Annotated in this window: 20 protein-coding genes; 9 read left to right on the top strand and 11 right to left on the bottom strand. The window is 44.3% G+C overall.

Annotated features, from left to right (window positions below; genetic code table 11):
* The first annotated feature begins 135 nt into the window (after positions 1-135).
* Positions 136-1,467 (top strand): trigger factor, encoded by a 1,332-nt coding sequence (tig, locus tag F9L33_RS02820; protein ID WP_152141212.1) that lies wholly within the window; start codon positions 136-138, stop codon positions 1,465-1,467.
* 122 nt (positions 1,468-1,589) lie between these two features.
* Here the strand turns inward: tig and F9L33_RS02825 are convergent, their stop codons facing one another.
* Complete coding sequence (locus F9L33_RS02825; protein WP_152141213.1) at positions 1,590-2,639, bottom strand: hypothetical protein; 1,050 nt, start codon at positions 2,637-2,639, stop codon at positions 1,590-1,592.
* Between the two features lie 284 nt (positions 2,640-2,923).
* Between F9L33_RS02825 and clpP the strand changes: the two genes are divergently transcribed.
* The 5 genes from clpP (at position 2,924) to F9L33_RS02850 (ending at position 6,265) form a co-directional block, all read left to right on the top strand.
* Positions 2,924-3,553, top strand: coding sequence for an ATP-dependent Clp endopeptidase proteolytic subunit ClpP (gene clpP / locus F9L33_RS02830; RefSeq protein ID WP_152141214.1), 630 nt, complete (start codon positions 2,924-2,926; stop codon positions 3,551-3,553).
* 162 nt (positions 3,554-3,715) lie between these two features.
* Positions 3,716-4,987, top strand: a complete 1,272-nt coding sequence (clpX, locus tag F9L33_RS02835) for an ATP-dependent Clp protease ATP-binding subunit ClpX (RefSeq protein WP_152141215.1) — start codon at positions 3,716-3,718, stop codon at positions 4,985-4,987.
* 64 nt (positions 4,988-5,051) lie between these two features.
* Positions 5,052-5,426, top strand: coding sequence for an NADH:ubiquinone oxidoreductase subunit NDUFA12 (locus F9L33_RS02840; protein WP_193221951.1), 375 nt, complete (start codon positions 5,052-5,054; stop codon positions 5,424-5,426).
* Positions 5,427-5,438: 12 nt separating this feature from the next.
* Positions 5,439-5,885, top strand: a complete 447-nt coding sequence (gene mlaD, locus F9L33_RS02845) for an outer membrane lipid asymmetry maintenance protein MlaD (RefSeq protein WP_152141217.1) — start codon at positions 5,439-5,441, stop codon at positions 5,883-5,885.
* Positions 5,885-6,265, top strand: coding sequence for a DUF2155 domain-containing protein (locus tag F9L33_RS02850; protein ID WP_152141218.1), 381 nt, complete (start codon positions 5,885-5,887; stop codon positions 6,263-6,265). Before mlaD ends, F9L33_RS02850 begins: the two co-directional genes overlap by 1 nt.
* Here F9L33_RS02850 and aat read toward each other — a convergent pair.
* From aat to F9L33_RS02880, 6 genes are all read right to left on the bottom strand, one after another.
* Positions 6,223-6,876, bottom strand: coding sequence for a leucyl/phenylalanyl-tRNA--protein transferase (gene aat / locus F9L33_RS02855; RefSeq protein ID WP_152141219.1), 654 nt, complete (start codon positions 6,874-6,876; stop codon positions 6,223-6,225). The two genes, F9L33_RS02850 and aat, sit on opposite strands and share 43 nt — an antisense overlap.
* Positions 6,877-6,889: 13 nt before the next feature.
* Positions 6,890-8,239, bottom strand: a complete 1,350-nt coding sequence (accC, locus tag F9L33_RS02860) for an acetyl-CoA carboxylase biotin carboxylase subunit (protein WP_152141220.1) — start codon at positions 8,237-8,239, stop codon at positions 6,890-6,892.
* Positions 8,240-8,264: 25 nt separating this feature from the next.
* Entirely contained in the window at positions 8,265-8,762 is a 498-nt protein-coding gene (accB, locus tag F9L33_RS02865) for an acetyl-CoA carboxylase biotin carboxyl carrier protein (protein WP_152141221.1), read from the bottom strand.
* Between the two features lie 98 nt (positions 8,763-8,860).
* On the bottom strand, positions 8,861-9,625 hold the full coding sequence (locus F9L33_RS02870; protein WP_226803915.1) for a DsbA family protein: 765 nt from the start codon (positions 9,623-9,625) through the stop codon (positions 8,861-8,863).
* The gene (locus F9L33_RS02875) at positions 9,622-10,917 is read right to left on the bottom strand and encodes a M48 family metalloprotease (RefSeq protein ID WP_226803917.1); all 1,296 of its coding nucleotides are present in this window, start codon (positions 10,915-10,917) and stop codon (positions 9,622-9,624) included. The genes F9L33_RS02870 and F9L33_RS02875 overlap by 4 nt, the downstream gene beginning before the upstream one ends.
* A 152-nt stretch (positions 10,918-11,069) precedes the next feature.
* Positions 11,070-13,811: a ribonuclease E/G gene (locus F9L33_RS02880; protein ID WP_152141222.1), complete on the bottom strand. Its 2,742-nt coding sequence runs from the start codon at positions 13,809-13,811 to the stop codon at positions 11,070-11,072.
* A gap of 433 nt (positions 13,812-14,244) precedes the next feature.
* On the opposite strand from F9L33_RS02880, the gene F9L33_RS02885 reads away from it, so the two are divergent.
* From F9L33_RS02885 to prfB, 3 genes are all read left to right on the top strand, one after another.
* The gene (locus F9L33_RS02885) at positions 14,245-15,474 is read left to right on the top strand and encodes an N-acetylmuramoyl-L-alanine amidase (RefSeq protein ID WP_193221952.1); all 1,230 of its coding nucleotides are present in this window, start codon (positions 14,245-14,247) and stop codon (positions 15,472-15,474) included.
* 135 nt (positions 15,475-15,609) lie between these two features.
* The gene (locus tag F9L33_RS02890) at positions 15,610-18,165 is read left to right on the top strand and encodes a penicillin-binding protein 1A (RefSeq protein WP_152141224.1); all 2,556 of its coding nucleotides are present in this window, start codon (positions 15,610-15,612) and stop codon (positions 18,163-18,165) included.
* Positions 18,166-18,231: 66 nt separating this feature from the next.
* Positions 18,232-19,359 (top strand): peptide chain release factor 2, encoded by a 1,128-nt coding sequence (gene prfB / locus F9L33_RS02895; protein WP_152141225.1) that lies wholly within the window; start codon positions 18,232-18,234, stop codon positions 19,357-19,359.
* Positions 19,360-19,423: 64 nt separating this feature from the next.
* On the opposite strand, the gene F9L33_RS02900 is transcribed toward prfB, so the two are convergent.
* The 4 genes from F9L33_RS02900 to bcp form a co-directional block, all read right to left on the bottom strand.
* Positions 19,424-19,906 carry a polymer-forming cytoskeletal protein gene (locus tag F9L33_RS02900; RefSeq protein WP_152141226.1) on the bottom strand — a complete coding sequence of 161 codons (483 nt, stop codon included), beginning with the start codon at positions 19,904-19,906 and terminating at the stop codon, positions 19,424-19,426.
* Positions 19,896-21,212: a DUF5930 domain-containing protein gene (locus tag F9L33_RS02905; protein WP_152141227.1), complete on the bottom strand. Its 1,317-nt coding sequence runs from the start codon at positions 21,210-21,212 to the stop codon at positions 19,896-19,898. Before F9L33_RS02905 ends, F9L33_RS02900 begins: the two co-directional genes overlap by 11 nt.
* Before the next feature lie 188 nt (positions 21,213-21,400).
* Positions 21,401-22,219 (bottom strand): ferritin-like domain-containing protein, encoded by an 819-nt coding sequence (locus F9L33_RS02910; RefSeq protein ID WP_152141228.1) that lies wholly within the window; start codon positions 22,217-22,219, stop codon positions 21,401-21,403.
* Entirely contained in the window at positions 22,216-22,677 is a 462-nt protein-coding gene (gene bcp, locus F9L33_RS02915; RefSeq protein ID WP_370452072.1) for a thioredoxin-dependent thiol peroxidase, read from the bottom strand. Before bcp ends, F9L33_RS02910 begins: the two co-directional genes overlap by 4 nt.
* Positions 22,678-22,683 lie beyond the last annotated feature (6 nt).

Consider the following 22,683-nt stretch of genomic DNA (forward strand, 5'->3'; position numbering starts at 1 on the left):
CGTGAAACTGTTGCAAACTATAGCCAAAACGCCCTTGCATACCCCCCAATCCATCCATAAAAGGGCACCAGATTTTACCCATGTATGTGGGTGTATGCCTATGCCTGCACCCCTGAAACTTAAAAGGACGCCATAATGCAGGTATCAGAGACCGTTAATGAAGGCCTAAAGCGCGGATATGCGATCACAGTCACAGCCGCTGAGCTGGATGAAAAAGTGAATGCAAAGCTTTTGGAAGCACAGCCAAACGTAGAAATCAAAGGTTTCCGCAAAGGCAAAGTGCCAATGGCGATGCTGAAAAAGCAATTCGGTCAATCTGTATTGGGCGAAGCGATGCAAGAAAGCGTTGACGAAGCGATGAAAAATCACTTTGAAACATCTGGTGATAAGCCAGCTGGTCAACCTGACATCCAAATGACGAACCAAGATTGGAAAGAGGGCGATGATGTTGAAGTATCATTAGCATATGAATGTCTTCCTCCGATCCCAGAAACTGATTTTTCTAAATTAAAGTTGGAAAAACTGGTTGTTGCTGTTGAAGATGCAGACGTTGACGAAGCTTTGGCAAACTTGGCTGGTACTGCAACGAACTATGAAGACAAGAAAAAAGGCGCAAAAGCAAAAGACGGCGACCAAGTTGTAATCAACTTCTTGGGTAAAGTTGACGGCGAAGCTTTTGATGGCGGTCAAGCTGATGACTATCCTTTGGTTTTGGGTTCAAACAGTTTCATCCCTGGTTTCGAAGATCAGTTGGTTGGCGCAAAAGCAGGTGACGACGTAGAAGTTAAGGTGAAATTCCCTGACGAATACGGCGCGCCAAACCTAGCAGGCAAAGACGCTGTGTTTGAATGTAAAGTGAACGCAGTACAAGGTGCTGTTGCAGCAGAAATCGATGATGAGTTGGCAACGAAGTTTGGTGCTGAATCATTGGATGATTTGAAAAAGCAAATCACAGAGCGTTTGGAAGCTGAATATGCAGGCGCTGCACGTATGGTGACAAAGCGTGACTTGATGGACGGTCTGGACAAATTGGTTGATTTCGATCTACCGCCAAGCATGGTTGATGCAGAAGCAAATCAAATTGCACACCAGTTGTGGCACGAAGAAAACCCTGACGTTCAGGGGCATGATCACCCAGAAATCGAAGCAACTGATGAGCACAAAGAATTGGCTGTACGCCGTGTACGTCTAGGTTTGTTGTTGGCTGAAGTTGGTTCTGTGAAAGAGATCACTGTAACAGACGCAGAAATGCAGCAAGCTGTGATGCAACAGGCATCTCAGTACCCTGGTCAAGAGAAGCAATTCTTTGAGTTCATTCAGAAAAATGAACAAGCCTTGCAGCAGTTACGTGCACCAATCTTTGAAGATAAAGTTGTTGATCACATCATGGAACAGGCTGATGTGACGGAGAAGACAATCTCTAAGGATGATCTGCAAAAAGCAGTTGAAGCATTAGAAGATAAATAATTCTTCCACTAATATAATCGAAAAGGGCGCCCGATTTTGGCGCCCTTTTTTTATAGATTTATATCTACCAACAAAAAAGGCCGCCTAAAAAGACGGCCTTAAGTTTTTAGTCTTAAACTTTCTTAGAAGTTTTTAGATAGTTTTATACCAACAGTTGTTACGGAGTTGTTCCCAAAAGCTACTGCTGTATTTGTTCCTGTTGTGTCACCACGGTTTGAATAGCTTATGCCGCCTGAAACTTTGAACCCTTTCCCCATTTTCACAGCAACGCCAACTGTACCACCAAAGATACCATCTGTTGGAGCAAGCTCGCTGCTTGTACCGCCATCTGGTGCTTCATAGAACAATGCGAATGAACCTGACACGTTATCCGTAAACTTGCGGCCAACACCCAATGTATACGCTGTTGTATCTTCAAATTCTGTAAGTGCAGCTCCAGCTGGGGATATGATGTTTGAATCGCCCCAGTTCGCATGTCTGATTGAACCAAATACCAATGTTTTAGGTGCAACGCCTGTTTGGAATTCCAATGTCCATGCAGATGGTGTTGATGCATTTGTAATACCAGTTGATGCGCCACCAGTGGTGTTCAATTGATATTCAATTTCAGATTCGTAACTTAGAGCGACGCGTAAAGCAATCTCTGGCTTCTCGTAAGCAACACCTGCAATATACCCGACTTCACTTTCTGATGCAAAGTTACTTGTTGTTAGGCCAGCAAGAGCAATATTTGCTGTTGCCGATACTGTTTGGTACTTCAACCCGCCATATACGCTAAAATTATCTGTCGCTTTGTATTTCCCTAGCAATGTTAATGCTACTGCTTGTACATTTGCTGCCAGATTGCCCGTTGCTGGACCTAATGTAGTTCCAGCATAATTGATGTCAGAACCAATTGGTTGATTGTTATACGTAAGTGCTACGGCAATTTTCTTACCAATATCAGTTTTAAAACCAATTTTTACAGTGTTAAAGCTCTGTGCGATATCCGTGTTGGGAATGTTTGCCGCAGACACTTTTGGTGTTGTCACGCCGTAAGCGATTTCTGCATATGTACCTTTTTCAAAAAGGATTGCAGAGCTAAATGTAGAGCGGTCAAGACCGCCTGCAAATGCTGTGCTTGTACCTGCTGCTAGAATAGCCGCTGTAGTGGTTATTTTCTTCATTGTCATATTAAGATGCTCCCTCATCGTTAATCATTTCCCTAAATGCACCCTATTTAATCACACTGCGCTCCGTCAAATGTGACCTAACGTTATAATTCGTCGCATTGTTGTGACGTGATAAATCTGCAACCAATTTATAGTGAACGACTGTGTCGGTCAGATGACCAACAAAATTCGACATTGGCTATAAACTTGGTTGAACTGCTCTTGCCTCTCTTTGATCGCGGCACTAATGTTTTGGTTAGATTTACATGCGATAAAGCAAAATACACTTAAATACAGGCGAGACTATGAGAGATCCTTTAGACGTATATATGAATACACTTGTGCCAATGGTTGTTGAACAAACATCTCGTGGTGAACGCGCTTATGATATTTTTTCGCGTATGCTTAAGGAACGGATCATTTTTGTATCTGGTCCGGTACATGACGGCATGTCTACGCTAATCGTAGCACAGTTGCTGTTTTTGGAAGCTGAAAACCCAACAAAAGACATTGCGATGTATATCAACAGCCCAGGTGGTGTTGTGACGTCTGGTTTGTCTATTTATGACACGATGCAATACATCCGCCCGAAAGTTTCAACACTTTGTATTGGTCAAGCGGCTTCTATGGGCTCGTTGTTATTGGCTGCTGGTGAAGAGGGTATGCGTTTTTCATTGCCGAATTCTCGTGTGATGGTGCATCAACCGTCTGGTGGTTTCCAAGGGCAGGCGTCTGATATTGCTTTGCACGCTAAAGAGATTTTGGAACTGAAAGATCGTTTAAATAAGATTTATGTCAAACATTGCGGTCAAAAATTAAAAAATGTTGAAGAAGCGTTAGATCGCGATAACTTTATGACAGCTGAAGAAGCAAAAGGTTGGGGTTTGATCGACGAAATCGTACAGCAACGCACTGTTGTGGAAGAAGATAAGTAATCAAAATCTGATTACTTAGTGAAATTAAGAGTGCCTTACGTGATGTAAGGTGAATAATATGAGCATTGTGCAGGCCTATAAACTGCAATAGTGTTTAATGTAACAGGGTCAAAACTATTATTTGGCGATCCTAAATGAGAATGTGAGCGGAGTTTTTAAAGTATGGCAGATTCAGATAACGGCGAGTCAAAAAACACGCTCTACTGTTCCTTTTGTGGCAAAAGCCAACATGAAGTTCGTAAGTTAATTGCTGGCCCAACTGTTTTTATCTGTGATGAATGTGTTGAACTTTGTATGGATATCATCCGCGAAGAGGCAAAATCATCAACACTGAAAACATCAGAAGGCGTTCCAGCACCAGCAGAGATTTGCGGTGTTCTTGATGATTATGTGATTGGTCAGGATATGGCGAAACGCGTTTTATCTGTTGCTGTTCACAATCACTATAAACGTTTAAACCATGCAGATAACAATTCTGAAATTGAGTTATCTAAGTCTAATATCATGCTTATTGGCCCAACAGGCTGTGGTAAAACACTTCTTGCTCAAACATTGGCGCGTATTTTGGATGTGCCATTTACAATGGCCGATGCGACGACTTTGACAGAAGCGGGTTATGTTGGTGAAGATGTTGAAAATATCATTCTAAAACTTCTACAAGCATCAGAATATAATGTAGAACGTGCTCAGCGCGGTATCGTTTACATTGACGAAGTTGATAAGATCACACGTAAATCTGATAATCCATCGATCACACGGGATGTGTCAGGTGAGGGTGTTCAACAAGCACTTTTAAAGATTATGGAAGGGACTGTTGCATCTGTTCCACCACAAGGTGGCCGTAAACATCCGCAACAAGAATTTCTGCAAGTGGACACAACAAATATTCTGTTTATCTGTGGTGGTGCTTTTGCTGGGCTTGATCGTATCATCGGCCAACGCGGCAAAGGGTCTTCAATTGGTTTTGGTGCTGATGTAAAAGAAGAAGATAACCGTGGCGTTGGTGAAATGTTCACTGATCTTGAACCAGAGGATTTGTTGAAGTTTGGTTTGATTCCAGAATTTGTAGGTCGCTTACCTGTGTTAGCAACGTTGACAGATTTGGACGAAGATGCGCTTGTGACGATCCTTTCTCAGCCTAAGAACGCTTTGGTGAAACAATATCAACGTCTGTTCGAACTGGAAGATGCGAAGCTTACATTTACCGACGAAGCCTTACGCGCTATTGCACAGCGCGCAATTGAGCGGAAAACAGGTGCACGTGGTTTGCGTTCTATTCTAGAAGAAATTCTATTGAATACGATGTTTGAGTTGCCAAGCCTTGAAAATGTAAGTGAAGTTGTTGTTAATGAAGAGGCTGCACGCGGCGAAGGTGAACCGTTAATTGTATACGGTGAGGCTGAAGCGGCGGATGAAAGCGCATCTGCGTCTTAATCCAGCTAGACCTTTTCGCAAAAATTGGGCATAGATCAACCAACGCTAAAATAGGGTGACGAGCATGGATTTCCTAAAACGCCTTTTCACATGGTGGAATGGTCAAACATTGAACACACAGATTCATACTTGGCTAAAAGGTGTGCGTGTGGGTGAAGATGAACAAGGTAATGTGTTCTATGAAACACGTGACGGCAAGCGCCGTTGGGTGATTTTCAACGGCGAAGCAGAGGCAAGCCGCGTGTCCCCAGATTGGCATGGGTGGTTGCACCATACATATAAGCAACCACCAACGGATAAACCTTTGATACATAAATCATGGGAAAAACCACATCAGGAAAACCTGACTGGGACTGCAAATGCGTATGCACCTGCTGGTAGTTTGCGTGCTGCAAAACCTGCAGATCGCTCTGACTACGAAGCTTGGCAACCTGAATAAGGGCTTGAAATCATGAAAAGTAATGTGATTGAAACAACTATTGGGGCAATGGTCGTTGCTGCAGCTGTTGGTTTTCTAGTTTTCGCCGCAAATGCTGTTGGTGTTTCTGGTCCAGAAGACGAATATGAATTGAACGCAAGTTTTAGAAGTGCTGAAGGTGTTTCTTTAGGCACAGACGTACGCATGGCTGGTGTGAAAATTGGTTCTGTTTCTAAGATGGAATTAAATCCATTAACATATCGTGCTGAACTCGGCATATCTATTATCGAAGGTATTGAAATACCAGATGACTCATCAGTGTCAGTTGCATCTGAGGGCCTTTTAGGAGGTAACTTTATCGAAATTATCCCTGGGGCTTCTGAGTTTATGATTGAGAATGATGGCCAGATTGAAGACACGCAAGGCAGTGTAAGTCTTGTAACGCTTCTGTTGAAATTTGTTTCAGGAAGCGGTGAGTGATGATCCGCGCTTTTGTTTTTTGCCTAAGCTCATGTCTATGTCTGGCTGGAACAGCATGGGCGCAAGCTCAGGTTGCAACGGATAATGCAGGTATCGCACAATTACGTGCACTCGATACTTTGACAGGTGCTGTCACCGATATTGATGCGACTGTTGGTGAAACACATAGCTATGAGCGCTTGATGATCACGGTTCAAGAATGTCGTTACCCAAAAGGTAATCCTAATGGGGATGCATTCGCACTTTTGACTATTAAGGACATTCGTGAAGAAAAACCGCGCTTTGATGCATGGATGGTTGCATCTAGTCCAGCTTTATCCGCGCTTGAGCATCCACGTTACGATGTATGGCTGCTTAAGTGTAAGACTTCTGAGGGTTGAACATCCAAAGGCAGTTTATAAAAATCTGCTGATATTTCCAAAGCATATGCCAGACGCTCCCGATACTCATTGCGTGTGATTTCTTGTGCACCTAAACTTTTCAAGTGGTCTGTTTGGAATTGCGTATCTAGCAATGTGAAATCACCATAATTCAAGCGTGCAATGAGGTAGGTGAGGGCGATCTTTGAGGCATCTGTACGGCGTGAGAACATACTTTCACCAAAGAATGCACTGGCCAATGTGACGCCGTATAAACCGCCAATAAGCGTATCTCCATCCATTACTTCGACGGAATGGGCAAACCCTAATTCATGTAGTTGACTATAAAGATCAAATATTTCGGCATTAATCCATGTTTCATCACGGTCAGCACATGCTTTTACAACATCACCAAAACGTTCATCAAAGGTCACCTGATATGGGGCGCGTTTAATTGTACGGGCTAAGCTGCGGGATACATGAAACCCATCTAAAGGAAAAATGCCACGCATCTGCGGGTCTACCCAAAATATATCTGGATCATCCACACTTTCAGACATAGGGAAAACGCCCGAGGCGTAGCCTTGCAGCAACAACTCGGGCGTTATTTTGGTATCAGAATCGGCGGTCATTTTCCGCCAATCCTTATTCGAATGTTTGTGTTTCTAGCCACTTTTCTAGCCAGTGAATATCATAGTCACCCGTTTGAATGGCTTCTTCTTGTAAAAGTGCATGGAATAAAGGAACCGTTGTGTCGATACCATCAATGATCAATTCATCCAAAGAGCGTTTCAAGCGAGCTAAAGCGCCTTCGCGATCCAATCCTGTTACAATCAACTTACCAATCAAGCTGTCATAATAAGGTGGAATTGAGTAGCCATCATAAAGAGCTGAATCCATGCGAACACCTAAACCACCTGGTGCGTGATACATAGATATTTTACCAGGGCAGGGTGTGAAGTTTGGGAGCTTTTCAGCATTGATCCGCACTTCGATCGCGTGACCTTTGATCGACAGATTTTCCTGCTTCAAAGTCATTTCCTGACCTGCAGCAACACGCAATTGTTGTTTTACCAAATCCACGCCGAAAATAGCTTCGGTTACAGGATGTTCTACCTGTAAACGTGTGTTCATCTCGATGAAGTAAAACTCGTCATTCTCGTACAAGAACTCAATTGTACCCGCACCTTCATAACCGATTTTCGCAACAGCATCCGCACATGTTGTGCCGATTTTTTCGCGCAGCTCAGGTGTAATGCTTGGGCCAGGGGCTTCTTCAAAAACCTTTTGGTGACGACGTTGCAAAGAACAATCGCGTTCACCCAAATGAATGGCGCGACCTTTACCATTACCAAAGACCTGAACCTCAATATGACGTGGTAAAGTCAGGTATTTTTCGATGTAAACTTCGTCATTGCCAAAAGCTGACTTTGATTCTGCACGTGCTGTGCTGAAAGCTTCATCCAAGTCCGCTTTTGTTTTGGCAAGTTTCATACCGCGACCACCACCACCAGCAGTGGCCTTCACGATCACAGGGAACCCCATTTCATCAGCCACTTTATGGGCTTCTTCAATGGTTGGAACGCCGCCGTCTGATCCCGGTACACAAGGTACACCAAGATCAATCATGGTTTGTTTGGCTGTGATTTTATCGCCCATCATGCGGATGTGTTCCGCGGATGGCCCGATGAATTTCAAGCCGTGCTCTTCGACAATCTGAACGAATTCAGCGTTTTCAGATAGAAAACCATATCCAGGATGGATGGCTTCGGCACCTGTGATTTCACATGCAGCGATAATAGCTGGGATAGAAAGGTAACTGTCTGTGCCAGATGGTGGGCCAATACAGACGCTTTCATCTGCCATACGCACATGCATGGCATCGCTATCAGCTGTTGAGTGAACAGCAACTGTTGAAACGCCCAATTCTTTACAGGCACGGATGACACGCAATGCGATCTCACCACGGTTCGCGATCAGGACCTTGGAAAACATGGCTGATGCTCCTCTAATTGAACGATTATTCGATAATGACAAGCGGAGAGCCGAACTCTACAGGCACACCATCGTCGACCAAGATACGGGTTACTTTACCCGATTTTGGCGCAGGAATTTGATTCATGGTCTTCATTGCCTCTACGATCAGCAATGTTTGGCCTTCGTTAACTGTTGCGCCAACAGAAATAAACGCAGCGGCGCCTGGTTCTGGTGATAGGTAAGCTGTACCAACCATCGGTGAGGTCACAGCGCCTGGGTGTTGTGATGGATCTTCTGCTGCGGCAGTTGGTGCATCTGCAACTGGAGCGGCAACAGCAGGTGCTGCGGATGGGGCAGGTGCGGCAATGGCAACTTGTTGTGGGGCTGCAGCAACCATAGCTTGACGCGACACACGTACGTTTAATGCTTTGTTACCACCATAATCGCGATGAACTTCTAGCTCAGTTAGATCGTTTTCACGTAACAATTCTGCCAAAGACTGGATGAATTCTACATCTGTTTCTTGATCTTTTTTGGTCATATTCCCCTCAACCGTTACCGCCCACACTGGGCATTTCATCTCTTATACAGCTTCGTGACGCAGGGTTAAAGCATTCTTGTTGCTGTTTTGGCTTTTTACTACTGAGTATTTGCCCGTAATTCAGCAATGATTTGTTCCATTGCATCTTTTGGAACATAGCCACGTACTATTTGATCATTAAATAAAAATGTTGGTGTTCCTGAAACCTGTAAGGTCTCGCCTAACTGACGAGTACGTGCAATGTGTTGTGCTACGGCAGGCTCTTGCATTTGAGCGACTATTTTATCACCATCTAACCCTGCCTTGTTTGCAATAAATGCGATGCTTTTATCGTTAACAGGCCCATCAAACTTTATCAAAGAATTATACATTTTCTTGTAAGCGTCAGATCCTTGGCTTTGTAATGCCGCGATTGCTGCCTGAGATGAAATTAAAGAATCTTGACTTAAGATTGGGTATTCTTTGACGACTAAACGAATATTTCCATCTGCTTTTACCAATGCGACAACGTCATCATGAGCTTTGCGGCAGTAATGGCATTTGTAATCAACGAATTCTACTAGGGTAATATCGCCATCAGGATTGCCACCAACCCATGAAAAACCATCATTCTGGATTTCTTCAATATTTTCAGAGATTAATGCAATCTCACTTTGTTCCTCAGCGGTTGCTTGTCGTTCTTGCAATATTTGGATAGCCTCCATAATCACTTCTGGGTTGTTTACCAAATAATCGCGCACTAATTCACCAAAAAGCGCCTGATCAGATTCGCTCATCGCTTCTAAATCAACGGCAATAGCTGGGGTGCTGAGGGCCATAAAGCCTGTTATTAATGAGACTTTGATCGCATTAAATTTCATCATCTTTTCTTTCTAATTTTAGAAGTGCGTTTTGCAATACTTAATATATCTACGGCTTTACGCCAACCAGTAGAGCCTTGCGGTAATAGTTTTTCTGCACGTTCGGCATGAACTGCAGCAAGTTTAAAATTCGACGCGAGCGCATAGCGTTCTGCAGAAGTAATAGAGGCCATACCCGGGTTGCCTGTTTTTGCATAGGCCACTCCAAGGTCGCGTAACATACGCCCATTACGGGGATCGCGTGCATAAGAGCGTTTTAATGTTTTTAACGCAGCTTGGGTCGAACTCTTGGTGTTTTGGGCAAGTTGTGCTCGGCCAAGTCCTGCTAAAATTTGTGCATCTTTGGGTAATTTATTTACGGCTTTTGCATAAGCCGCGGTAGCAGCCGATGCATTCCCATTTTCCAAAAGCATCTGCCCGTATAACTCTTGATAATATGGATCAGCTGGGCGCATCGCAAGCAGCCGCTTAATTTCTACCATTGATTTTTTCTTATTGGGTAACCGGTGATATGCTATTGCGCGTGTTAATGTTGCAATTTCACCCTTGTCAGTTTTGCTGACTCTTCGCAAAGTGCCCTTTGGACTGCCTATAAAACCGTTGAATTTTGCCACGGAGCGCGCATACCAATAGTCCACATTTGGGTTTTGAGTGCTCACATTTCCTTTGTAAGCTGCAACAACAGTTTTTAAATCTGCAATCCGTTGAGAATGTAATGGATGGGTAATTGCATAAGAATCTTGGCGACTGATATTCAAAGCTTCTTGACCTCTGAATATGTTTAAAACATCCAATGCAGCAGCAGGGTTTATACCAGCACGTGCCATGTAACGGGCGCCGGCCTGATCCGCCGCAGATTCTTGCGCACGTGTAAAAGCGAGAAAGTTACGTTGTCCAGCTGAACTTGTGGCGGCAGCCACACCAACGCCTGCACCACCACCGCCAGCTGCAGCGGTTAAAATACCAAGTAATACACCAACACCAGCGGCTGTATTAGCGCTGCCAATATTGGCAGCTCTTTGTGCTAAATGCCCGCCAGTTAAGTGGCCAATTTCGTGAGCAATGACTGATTGAAGCATTTCAACATTCTTCATCCGCCTAATGAGCCCAGAACTTAGGAAAACATTGTTACCCCCTGTTGCAAATGCGTTGGGGCTATTACTGTTAATAATAAAGATATTTACGCGCCCAATACCAGCAGCCTTAATAATTGGTTCAGCAATGATACGCAGTGTACGTTCAATCTCTGCGTCGCGAATTAAACCTTGAGCATATGCAATTGGTGACCAGAACATGATTGCTAGGGTTACAATTAAATAACTAATTTTATGAAGTTTCATCATATTACTAGATTAAAGCACCGCAGTTAAAAAACACAAGTCATAGAAAAACAAAAGCGCGCCAAACACAAGGTTTGAGCGCGCTGTTGCCGATAAAGTGAATTACTTTAGCCGCGAGACCACCAGCCCCGACGTTTTGGTTTTTTCTCATCCGTTGTAGTTTCCATAATTGGTGCAGGTTCCGTAGTTTCTACACCAGCGGCAACGACTTGCAGCTGCTCGGGTACTTTTTCCGCCGCCGTTTTGCGTGGAGCACGTTTACGCTTTGGTTTTTCTTCAGCATCTGCAGGTGCGTCCGCTGTTGTTTCTGTTTCAGTGGCTTTTTTTGCAGCTGTTTTGCGTGGTGCGCGCTTACGCTTTGGTTTTTCTTCAGCATCTGCAGGTGCGTCCGCTATTGTTTCTGTTTCAGCGGCTTTTTCCGCTGCCGTTTTGCGTGGTGCGCGTTTACGCTTTGGTTTTTCTTCAGCATCTGCAGGTGCGTCTGCTGTTGTTTCTGTTTCAGCGGCTTTTTTTGCAGCTGTTTTGCGTGGAGCACGTTTACGCTTTGGTTTTTCTTCAGCATCTGCAGATGCGTCTGCTGTTGTTTCTGTTTCAGCGGCTTTTTCCGCTGCCGTTTTGCGTGGTGCGCGTTTACGCTTTGGTTTTTCTGCGGACGTGTCTGTGGTTGGTTCTACATCTGTTACAGAGGTAGTTTCCGTTTCTGCATCTGAAGTTTGTTCTTTGCTTTCAGAATTTTGTGGGTTTTCGCCATCTTGTTTGTTGCGCCCACGCCCACGGCCACCACGGCGGCGACGTGATTTTTTCTTTGGCTTCTCCTCCTCATCATTTTCAGAAGATGCCTCAGAAGAAACGTCATCCATACCTTCCATGGATACATTCTCCATTGAGACAGGTGCATTTTCTGGCTGCGGGATAAAGCGTGTTGCCGTTTTAAATTTTTCGACGGAATATTCTGTGCCGATTAATGTTACATCCGCTTCAACACGCACTGATAAGCCGTAACGTGTTTCAATCTTACTGATATGATCACGTTTCTCGTTCAACAAATAGTTAGCAACATTTATCGGTGTTTTCACCAAAACCTCACGAGAACGCTTACGTACACCTTCTTCTTCCAACTCACGTAGGATAGAAAGAGCAAGACTGTCGTCAGAACGTAGTAAGCCTGTGCCGTGACAATGCGGACATTCTTGTGTCGTGGCTTCCAACATACCTGGGCGCAGGCGTTGGCGTGACATTTCCAACAGACCAAAACCAGAAATACGACCAACTTGAATACGCGCGCGATCGTTTTTCAACTTATCCTTCAGACGCTTTTCAACGGCAGTGTTATTGCGCCGTTCTTCCATATCGATGAAATCGATCACGATCAAGCCAGCCAAATCGCGCAGACGCATCTGGCGTGCGACTTCTTCAGCGGCTTCTAAGTTTGTTTTTAAAGCTGTCGCTTCGATAGAATTTTCTTTGGTTGCTTTACCAGAGTTCACATCCACAGCAACTAGTGCTTCGGTAATACCGATCACCAAATACCCACCAGATTTCAATTGAACTGTTGGATTGAACATCGCACCAAGGTGCGTTTCAACCTGGTAACGTGAGAACAATGGCATTTGTTCTCTATATAACTTTACCTTATCCACACGGTTCGGCATGAACATCGTCATGTATTCGCGCGCAGCATCGTATCCACGTTGTCCTTCAACATGAATTTCGTCGATGTCACGCGTGTAAAGATCGCGGATCGAACGTTTGATCAGGTTACCTTCTTCGTAAATCGGAGCAGGGGCGATAGATTTTAATGTCAATTCTCGGATTTGTTCCCACTGACGTGATAGGAATTCATAATCTCGATTGATATCCGCTTCATTGCGACTTGCACCAGCTGTACGGATAATCAAGCCAGCACCTTCTGGAACAACCAGTTTATTCGCAATAGCTTTGATTTTTTTGCGGTCAGCGGCATTGGTGATTTTACGTGAAATACCACCACCACGCGCTGTATTTGGCATCAATACGCAATAACGACCCGCAAGAGATAGGTAAGTTGTAAGGGCAGCGCCCTTATTGCCGCGTTCTTCTTTAACCACTTGGATCAATAGAATTTGACGTACTTTGATGACTTCTTGGATTTTGTAGCGCTTTAGACGTGGTTTACGTGGGCGCACTTCTTCAGATACATCATCATCAGCAACAGACTCTATACCTTCTTTTGGTGTGTCGTCTTTTACCTGAGAATCATCGTCCTCTTCGTCTGTATCATTATCAGAAGGTTCTTCTGATGTTTCAGATTCTGTGTTTTCTTCAATCTCTTCAGTAGGTGTGTTTTCCTCTTTAGGCGCCTTTTTTGTTTTTTCAGCAGCTTTTGCCTCGGGCACTTCAACCAAATCAGATTCGGTTGCGTCTACATCGATAACATCGCCTTCAACTACATCGCTTACAACAATGGCGTCTTCAACAACGGCTGCTTCTGCCACTGCTTTCGCAGGTTTGCGACGACGACGTGTGCGTGATTTTGCGGGTTGTTCGGCGCGGCGCGCTTCTTCTTCTGCCATTGCTTTCGCATAAGCAGCTTCTTCTGCCAGCAGTCTTTCACGATCTGCTACAGGTATTTGATAGTAATCGGGGTGAATCTCGTTAAAGGCCAAGAAACCATGACGGTTTCCACCATAATCAACAAAGGCCGCCTGGAGCGACGGTTCAACGCGCGTTACTTTTGCGAGGTATATGTTGCCAGCTAGTTGGCGTTTATTAAGACTTTCAAAATCGAACTCGTCGACCTTGTTTCCTTCGACCACGACCACGCGAGTTTCCTCTGGGTGGGTGGCATCGATAAGCATTTTCTTTGACATTTAGTATACTCTGAACGCGCATGCGTATTGATCCCTAATGGGTCAACTTCGTCATTGGCGTTATATGTTATGGCGATGGGATGTGGTCGAGCGGTTAGGGCGAAGATTAATTCGTCACAGAGCGCTAAAAAATATATCCACACGCGTTGCATCGCGGTTTTTCTCCAACGTCCTTATGAGCGGACGTTCAGTTCGGGTCATACGGTCTGCATTCGCTAGGTCATACGACAATTCTGTGGCCACTTGGCCTATCGAGCGGATCAGAGGATGACTTTGGCTTTTGGCCTGTCTCATGGTCACAATCGATGAAACTTGTGAGTGCGGCGATATTTTCGCCAGCTACCTTCTTATCATTAGGCACCTTATTTGCGAAATACAATCGCATTTTTCAAAACGTTGGGGTATAAAGAGAAAAAAAAGACGAGGCAGTGCAGTGTTTAAGAAGATTACGGTTTTCGTATGTCTATTCATATGGGGTGTTAATAGTGCAGTATATGCACAGGATTTACGCGCTTTGGCGCGCGTTGATAACGATAATTCTACTATTGCGGATCTGTCTTACCGCGAGATGCAAGTTGAGTTAGAGCTATCACAACCAATTCCATATCGTATCTTCACCCTGACAAAACCAAACCGTATTGTGTTTGATTTCAAAGAAATTGATTGGGCGGGATTCTCTAGTGAAAAGACATTAAAGACTGAAAAAGTAAAGAGCTTGCGCTTTGGTGCCTATCAAGCGGGGTGGTCCCGTATGGTTATCGAATTAACTGAGCCAATGATCTTAGATGAAGTTGAAATGCGTACTGATCCCGATCAGGGTAACGCACGTATGGTTGCGAAATTCAAGTTAAGTAACCAAGATGAATTCAATACACGTTCAGGAATTCGTGAAGAAGCAGGCTGGGATTTGCCAAAGCCAATAGATGTAATCACCCCTAAGCAGCGTCAAGTCGGAGACGCGCCATTGGTCGTTGTCTTGGACCCTGGTCATGGAGGTATAGATTCTGGCGCACGTAGTGGTGGCAAACTTGAAAAAGATTTGGTTTTACAATTTGCGCGCGAATTAAAAGAAAGTCTAATTTTAACAGGGCGCTACAAGGCGCATATGACGCGGGATAAGGATGAGTTTGTATCTTTGCCTGCAAGAATTACGCGCGCACGCGCAGTTGGGGCGGATCTGTTTATTTCATTGCACGCAGATGCATTGAAAAGCGGTTGGGCCACGGGAACAACAGTTTACTCATTATCCGATGAAGCCTCCGATGAAGCTTCAAAAGACCTTGCCGAAAATCAGAACCGTGCTGATTTATTGGCAGGGGTAGATTTGACACAGCAATCAGATGCTGTTGCAACAACTCTCATGGAATTGGCGAGTGTGGAAACGCAATCGCGTAGTGATTTGTTGGCTGATATGGTTGTGTCAGGTGTGGCCCAATCCATTGGGCGTTTGCGTAAACGGCCGCATCTGCAAGCAGGGTTCACGGTTTTAAAGGCGCCTGATATTCCATCTATTTTAGTAGAGCTTGGATTTATGTCGAATGAACGTGATCTGATTAATCTACAAAACCAAGAATGGCGTACGAAAGTGATTGAGGGAATCATATTGGCATTGGACACTTGGTCAGTTGAAGATGCCGCTCAAGGACAATTATTACGTCAATAGGTTACAAAACGTTGCAGAATACCTATGTAATATAGAATATCAGGCATAAACGAGCGCAAATAACTGATAAGTGTTTTTGACCTTCAAACACGCTCGGCCTATAAGCGGTTCAATCTGTAATAAGGGAGGCCACTTGTGCTTCGACCAATCGTATCGTTTTTTGGATGGATTTTCAGTTGGATTACTATTGGTGTAGTCCTTGTTGCTTTAATCATTGGAGCTATCTTTTTTATGTATGGCCGTGATCTACCTGATCATGAACGTCTTGCCAGTTATGAACCAGCTACGATCAGCCGTGTCTATTCTATTGAAGGCAAGGTTATGGATGAGTTTGCACAAGAGCGTCGGTTGTACACGCCAGCGGATGAAATTCCAGAGCTGGTCAAACAGGCATTTATTAGTGCTGAGGACAAAAACTTTTACACTCACAAGGGGTATGATCCACTTGGTATCATTAAAGCGGGTTTTTCTTTTGTAAAAGCTAAGCTTGCTGGCCGTGATAAACGTTTATCAGGTGCGTCTACAATTACCCAACAGGTGATGAAAAACTTTTTGTTATCTGGGGATCGTAAGGTCGAGCGTAAAATCAAAGAGATTATATTGGCAAGCAGGATTGAAGAAACCCTGTCAAAAGATCAAATTCTGACGCTTTACTTGAATGAAATTTTTCTTGGTCAGAATTCATATGGTGTTACAGCAGCAGCACAAACTTATTTTAATAAGAATCTATCGGAATTGTCTCCACAAGAAGCGGCGTATCTAGCTTTATTACCTAAAGCTCCAAGTGATAGGCATCCTGTGGCTGATAAAGAAGTTGCAATTTTTTGGCGTAATTTCGTTTTAAAGGAAATGGGTGAAAACGGTTATTTAACCGTTGAAGAGGTCAAAATAGCCCAAGAAAGCCCATTGTTAACAGTGCAAAATGGTGATTACCCGTCTTCGCGATCTCAACGCCCATCGCGTGATTACTTTACTGATGAAATTCGACGCCAGTTGTCTGGTACTTTTGGCGAAGACGAATTTTTTGGTGGTGGTTTAGCTATTCGTGCGACGATGGATCCCGAATTGCAAAAAGAAGCAGCATTGTCATTACGTGCAGGTTTGGAAAAGTATGATCGCCAATTACGCATATATCGCGGTGCTACTGCTAAGTTGGAAGAGACTGATTTAGTTAATGAGGCAACTTGGCGTAATGCACTATCCAATGTAAAAATTGCCCGTGATGTTGACAGTTGGCATGTGGCCGTTGTTTTAGAACTGGGTGATAAATCTGCGCGTATTGGTATTGAAGGCGTCGACGAAAGTGCAGATGGACATTTCTTGCCAATGGTAGAACTTACATGGCGCCCGCAGGTGGATGGTAAAACACGTGCGAAAGCTAAAAAACCAAGTGATATATTGGCTGTTGGTGATGTGATCCATGTGAAAGCGATTGAAAAAGATGGCGTGTTTAAAAATTGGTCACTGCGCCAAATCCCTGAAATCCAAGGTGGTTTCATGGCAATGGATACAAACTCTGGCCGTGTTCTGGCGATGCAAGGTGGATTTTCTTATCAGCACAGTGTGTTTAACCGTGCAACGCAAGCAACACGCCAACCCGGTTCATCGTTTAAGCCGTTCGTATATGCATCTGCATTAGACAGCGGCTATTCGCCTTCAACAATAATTATCGATGCGCCGATTGAAATCGCAACACCACAAGGGTTATGGCGCCCAAAGAACGCATCTAATAAATTCTATGGTCCAGCACCATTACGTACAGGTATTGAGCGTTCTCGAAACTTGATGACCATTCGATTGGCGCAAGAGGTCGGTATGAATGTTGTTGCTGATTATGCCGAACGTTTTGGTGTTTATCAAAACATGGACCCATTCCTTGCGAATGCTTTGGGAGCTCAAGAGACGACGTTGTTTAAAATGGTTGCTGCCTATGCGATGTTTGCCAATGGTGGTGAGCGTGTAGAACCAACTATGGTCGACCGTGTGCAAAACCGTTGGGGAGAAACTGTTTATCGCCATGATCGTCGATCTTGTGTTGGGTGTACACTTGCATCACTTGAAGCTGGAGTTGCTCCTGAAATTCAAAGCAATCGTCAGCGTATTATGGATGATGTGACCGCTTATCAGCTGACATCTATGATGCGTGGTGTTGTTGATCGTGGTACCGCTAGCCGCACTGTGAACTTGGGCGTGCCTGTTGCTGGTAAAACAGGTACAACAAATGATGCAAAAGATGTCTGGTTTGTTGGATTTACACCAAATATCGTTGCTGGTTGTTACATGGGCTATGATCGTCCACGCAGCCTGGGTCGTGGCGCATCTGGTGGTGGCATGTGTGGCCCTGTATTCAACAGCTTCATGAAGAAAGCTATTGAAGCATATGGTGCTGGTAAGTTCGAGCAACCTGAGAATACCTATTTTATAAAGTTTGACCGTTTCACAGGCACACGTCTGCCAAATGATGCAAAGGGCGAACATGTCGTTGCAGAACTTTTCCGTGTTGGTGAGGATCCATTAGACGGCGCACTTGATATTATCGATGGTGGTTGGGGTTTGGGTTCTGACTTGCTACTATTCTCACGTGGAGAAGGGGATAGTGCAGATACAACTGTAAAAACGGCAACGGGTGCAGTTAAGAAAATTCCGAAAAAAGCCAGCTTTGGTTCGCTTTCATCGGGCGGGTTGTATTAGCACCCTTTACCCGCGCGCAATCGCTTTGTAGAACATCTTGAACACTAAAAAGAATAAGCAGGGCACATGCGCGCAGAAATCGAAAATATTGCAGATGAAATCCGTGACACATTAGAGCTGTTAAAACAGCGTATGGATTGGGAGACTGCTGAGCATCGTTTGGAAGAATTCAATGCGATGTCAGAAGATCCTGATTTGTGGAATGACCCCGCCAAAGCACAAAAACTGATGCGTGAACGCCAGATGCTTGTCGATGCGATGGATAATTTCAAGTCATTAGACCAAGATTTGAATGACAACATTGAGCTTATTGAATTGGGCGAGATGGAAGAGGATCAAGACGTTATTGATGAAGCTGAAAAAGCCATCAAAGGACTTGTTAAGCTTGCAGCCAAGCGCAAATTAGAAGCTTTGTTGAATGGTGAAGCGGATTCCAACGACACATTCCTAGAAGTAAAATCTGGGGCAGGTGGTACGGAAAGCTGTGACTGGGCCTCTATGCTGGCGCGCATGTACGTGCGTTGGGCAGAGAAGAAGGGGTATACTGTAGAACTTCAATCCGAGACGGCTGGCGAGGAGGCGGGGATTAAATCTGCTTCTTATAAGATTTCGGGTCACAATGCTTATGGCTGGTTGAAATCTGAAAGTGGTGTGCACCGTTTGGTCCGCATTTCTCCGTTTGATAGTGCTGCTAAGCGCCATACATCTTTTAGCTCTATTACTGTTTATCCTGTAGTCGATGATAATATTGAGATTGAAGTGAACCCAGCTGATATCCGGATTGATACATACCGCTCTTCTGGAGCAGGCGGTCAGCACGTTAACACAACTGACTCTGCTGTCCGTATCACCCATAATCCCACAGGGATTGTGGTGACATCATCTGAAAAGTCTCAACACCAGAACCGCGAGATTGCGATGAAGGCTTTGAAATCGCGCTTATATCAAATGGAACTAGACAGACGGAATGCTGCTGTAAATGAAGCACATGAAAATAAAGGTGATGCAGGGTGGGGGAACCAGATACGGTCCTATGTATTGCAACCGTATCAGATGATCAAAGACTTACGTACCAATACAGAAACTTCAGATACACAAGGTGTATTAGATGGCGATCTAGACCAGTTCATGGCTGCTGTTTTAGCACAAGATGTTGTTGGTAAAAGTCGTGGTGAGGCAAACGCTGATACTTAAATCTACCATTAAAAAAGCCCGCTTCCTATGACGCGGGCTTTTTGTTTAAACTGTATGTCTAAATTTATGATGCAGATGCTGTCTTTGATTTTGACGATGTCAAAGGATCTTCTTCGCGACGTACAGAACCTTCGAAATGCGCGCCACTCTCAATAGCGATTGTTTTGTGGATGATATCACCCTCAACGCGTGCAGTTGCTGTTAGACGAACTTTCAGACCGCGAACAGTACCAGCAACATGACCGTTTACCACAACATCATCAGCGATTACTTCACCTTTGATTTTTGCTGTTTGGCCAACTGTTAGCAAGTGAGCGCGAACATCGCCAACGATTTCGCCTTCGATTTGGATATCACCAGATGTTTTGATGTTGCCTTTGATGTGCAAGTCGGTGGACAAAACAGATGCAGGTGGTTTTGCTTTTGGAGCAACTGGAGAAGGAGCCGCAGCAGTTGATGACGGCTTTGGTGTATCCGTTTTCTTTTCTGCAGCTTTAGGAGCTTCTGGCTTTTTCTCTGGTTCGTTGATTTTGCTTTTAGAAAACATCTTTAGCAGCCTTTATATAATTCATTGCGTTAACTGGTTTTCCGCCGATGCGGATTTCATAGTGAAGGTGAACACCTGTACTGCGACCCGAGTTGCCCATAGCACCGATTTTATCACCGCGCGAGACCTTTTGTCCCTCTTTTACATTTATACGGTGTAAATGAGCGTAATAGCTCTCAAAGCCTTGCTTGTGTCTGATCTTGATCAGGCGACCATAACCAGATTGACGGCCTGCAAATACAACAACACCGTCACCTGTTGCAACAATTGGTGTGCCTAATGGGCCAGCCATATCCGTACCATTGTGTTGGCGCCATCCACCGTTCTTAGGGTCGCGACGTCCACCAAAACCGCTTGTATAACGATACGACCCACGTACAGGATGAGATAGCGGCATTTGATTGCCAGCAATTTTCAAGAGATTGATACGATCAAGATCTTTCAAAATACCATAAGCGCGCTCAGTATTTCTGTAAGCTGCTGTGCCCTTAGTAGATATTGTCAGTGCTGTTAAAGGGCCGCCAGAGCCAGAATGCGTTCTTTTTACATCACGCAAGAGGGCATCAGCATTAATGCCCGAACGTTTCAACGCGCGTTCAAGTGGTGATAGTGATACTTCGACAGCTTCTGATAAGCGGTTAAAGATTTGTTCATTTTGAAGGTCGTTCAATTCAGCTGTAAACAATAAATCTTGTGCTTGTTGCTTTGCACTCGTTGCTTCATCGTGAAGCTCTTTGCGTTTACCAACTGATGTGGTTAATTCTTGAGACAATAGGGCGACTGTTTTATTTAATTCTTCTGCAGCACCAAGATGCGTTGTCTTATTACCATTCGCTTCTTGTAGTTCTGCCAACAGGTTATCTGAATTGCGTTCCGCTTTATCACGTGCTTTCACTGCATCTTGCAGCTTCGTTTGCATAATCTGTAAGCCTGTCGCTAATTCACGGCGCTGTTCTTCTGCCTCAAGTAAGTCTGTCTGTTGTGCAGAAATTTGATTAAGAGCCACATAGAACTGTTCTTGTGCTGCTTGTGCTTCCAATGCGCGGCGGTCGCGTTCTGCTGAAAGTGTGTTCAAGCGCAACTCATAAGCTTCTTTCAAAGTTTCTGCACGTTTAGATGCAGAGCGTTCCTCGAACATTTCAAAACCAAGAATTGCCGTTGCTATCATCAACCATGAAACGCTAACTGTAGCGATGCCACCAATGAAAAGTTGTGCTTTTGACGTAAGAGTCAAGAAACGCGTTGATTGATCTGTGCGAATATAAATCCGCTGTTCAGGCAAATATTTATTTAGTGCATTTTTCATGCTTTTTTTTCACCAGCCAATTTCATGTATCTCCCCGCACGCCCTATTCCACAAGCGTGGATGTAGAGTTTTTATGCAAATTTTGCCCCTCAATCAACATATTATAATAGAACGTGGCGAAAATATGTCGTTATCCCATATGTTTAGGCAGTTTTACGCTTATTTACCTTGCGTTCTTTTTACAAAAGTTAGCTTTTTTCTCTGACCATTGGCCAGTAGAAATCCAAAGGCAGACCAGCCTCTGCACGTTTTTCATCATTGAAAGGTGGTTTCAATCCCCCAGAGAAATAGGTTTGAACCAATGTATGAAAGCGTTCCTTTGGGTCTTTGTCATGTCGTCCACACAAAAAGTGGAACCATTTAGAGCCGTAAGCCACATGCCCAACTTCTTCGGCATAAATGATTTCCAGGGCTTCGGTGGTTTTAGTGTCTTTGACCCTCTTGAATAAGTCGATCATGCCTGGTGTCACATCTAATCCGCGGGCTTCTAAAACCATTGGAACAATCGCAAGACGTCCCATGAAATCCTCGGCTGTATCTTTTGCTGCACGCCACATTCCAGCATGTGCTGGCATGTCCCCATAAAATGACCCCATTGCTTCAAGTCTATCGCATAGAAGATTGAAATGTTTAGATTCTTCATCAGCTGCTTTCACCCAATCATCGAAATACCCGTGGGGCATTTTTATGTGGGCAAACCGTGGGATGATGTCCCAATGCAAATCAACTGCATTCAACTCTATATGTGCAATAGCGTGAAGTAACGCGATACGCCCTTTTTCTGTACCAGTACGTCTGCGTGGAACTTCGTTGGGTGGGAGCAGTTCTGGTCTATTCGGTCTGCTAGGATCGTTTGGCGGTTGGCTGTTGCCGATCTCCAATGGATTGCCAGCCTCTACACTTGCAAACCATGTTTTCGCGGCTTCGCGTGAAATGTGTGTTTTTTCGCGCCCATCTGCAGTGGTTAATACGGTGCAGGCTAATTCAGTTAAAGTTGGGCGGCTCATAGGTTTTTAACAGCTTCAAGGACAGCTTCTACATGACCTTTTACACGTACCTTTGTCCACATTTCGCGGATAATACCCTCGCCATCTATAATAAATGTTGACCGCTCAATACCCATGTAAGTTTTGCCATACATAGATTTTTCCTTCCAAACACCAAAATCTTCACACATTTGACCGTCAGCGTCCGAAAGAAGAGGGGTTTTTAAGTTATGTTTCGCAATAAATTTATCATGCTTTGCAACTGTATCTTTTGATACACCAATAACAGCAGCACCTAGCGCTTCGAATTCAGATAGGTTTTCGGTAAAACCGATAGCTTCTTTGGTGCAGCCAGATGTGTCATCTTTTGGATAAAAGAAGACGACAAGTGGCTTCCCTGCAAAGCTTTTTAGACTTAATGAACCTTCACCATCGCGTGGGAGTTCAAAACTAGGTGATTTTTTTCCGATTTCTAACAATTGGGA

The organism is Amylibacter sp. SFDW26, from assembly GCF_009184395.1.
Classification (GTDB): domain Bacteria; phylum Pseudomonadota; class Alphaproteobacteria; order Rhodobacterales; family Rhodobacteraceae; genus Amylibacter.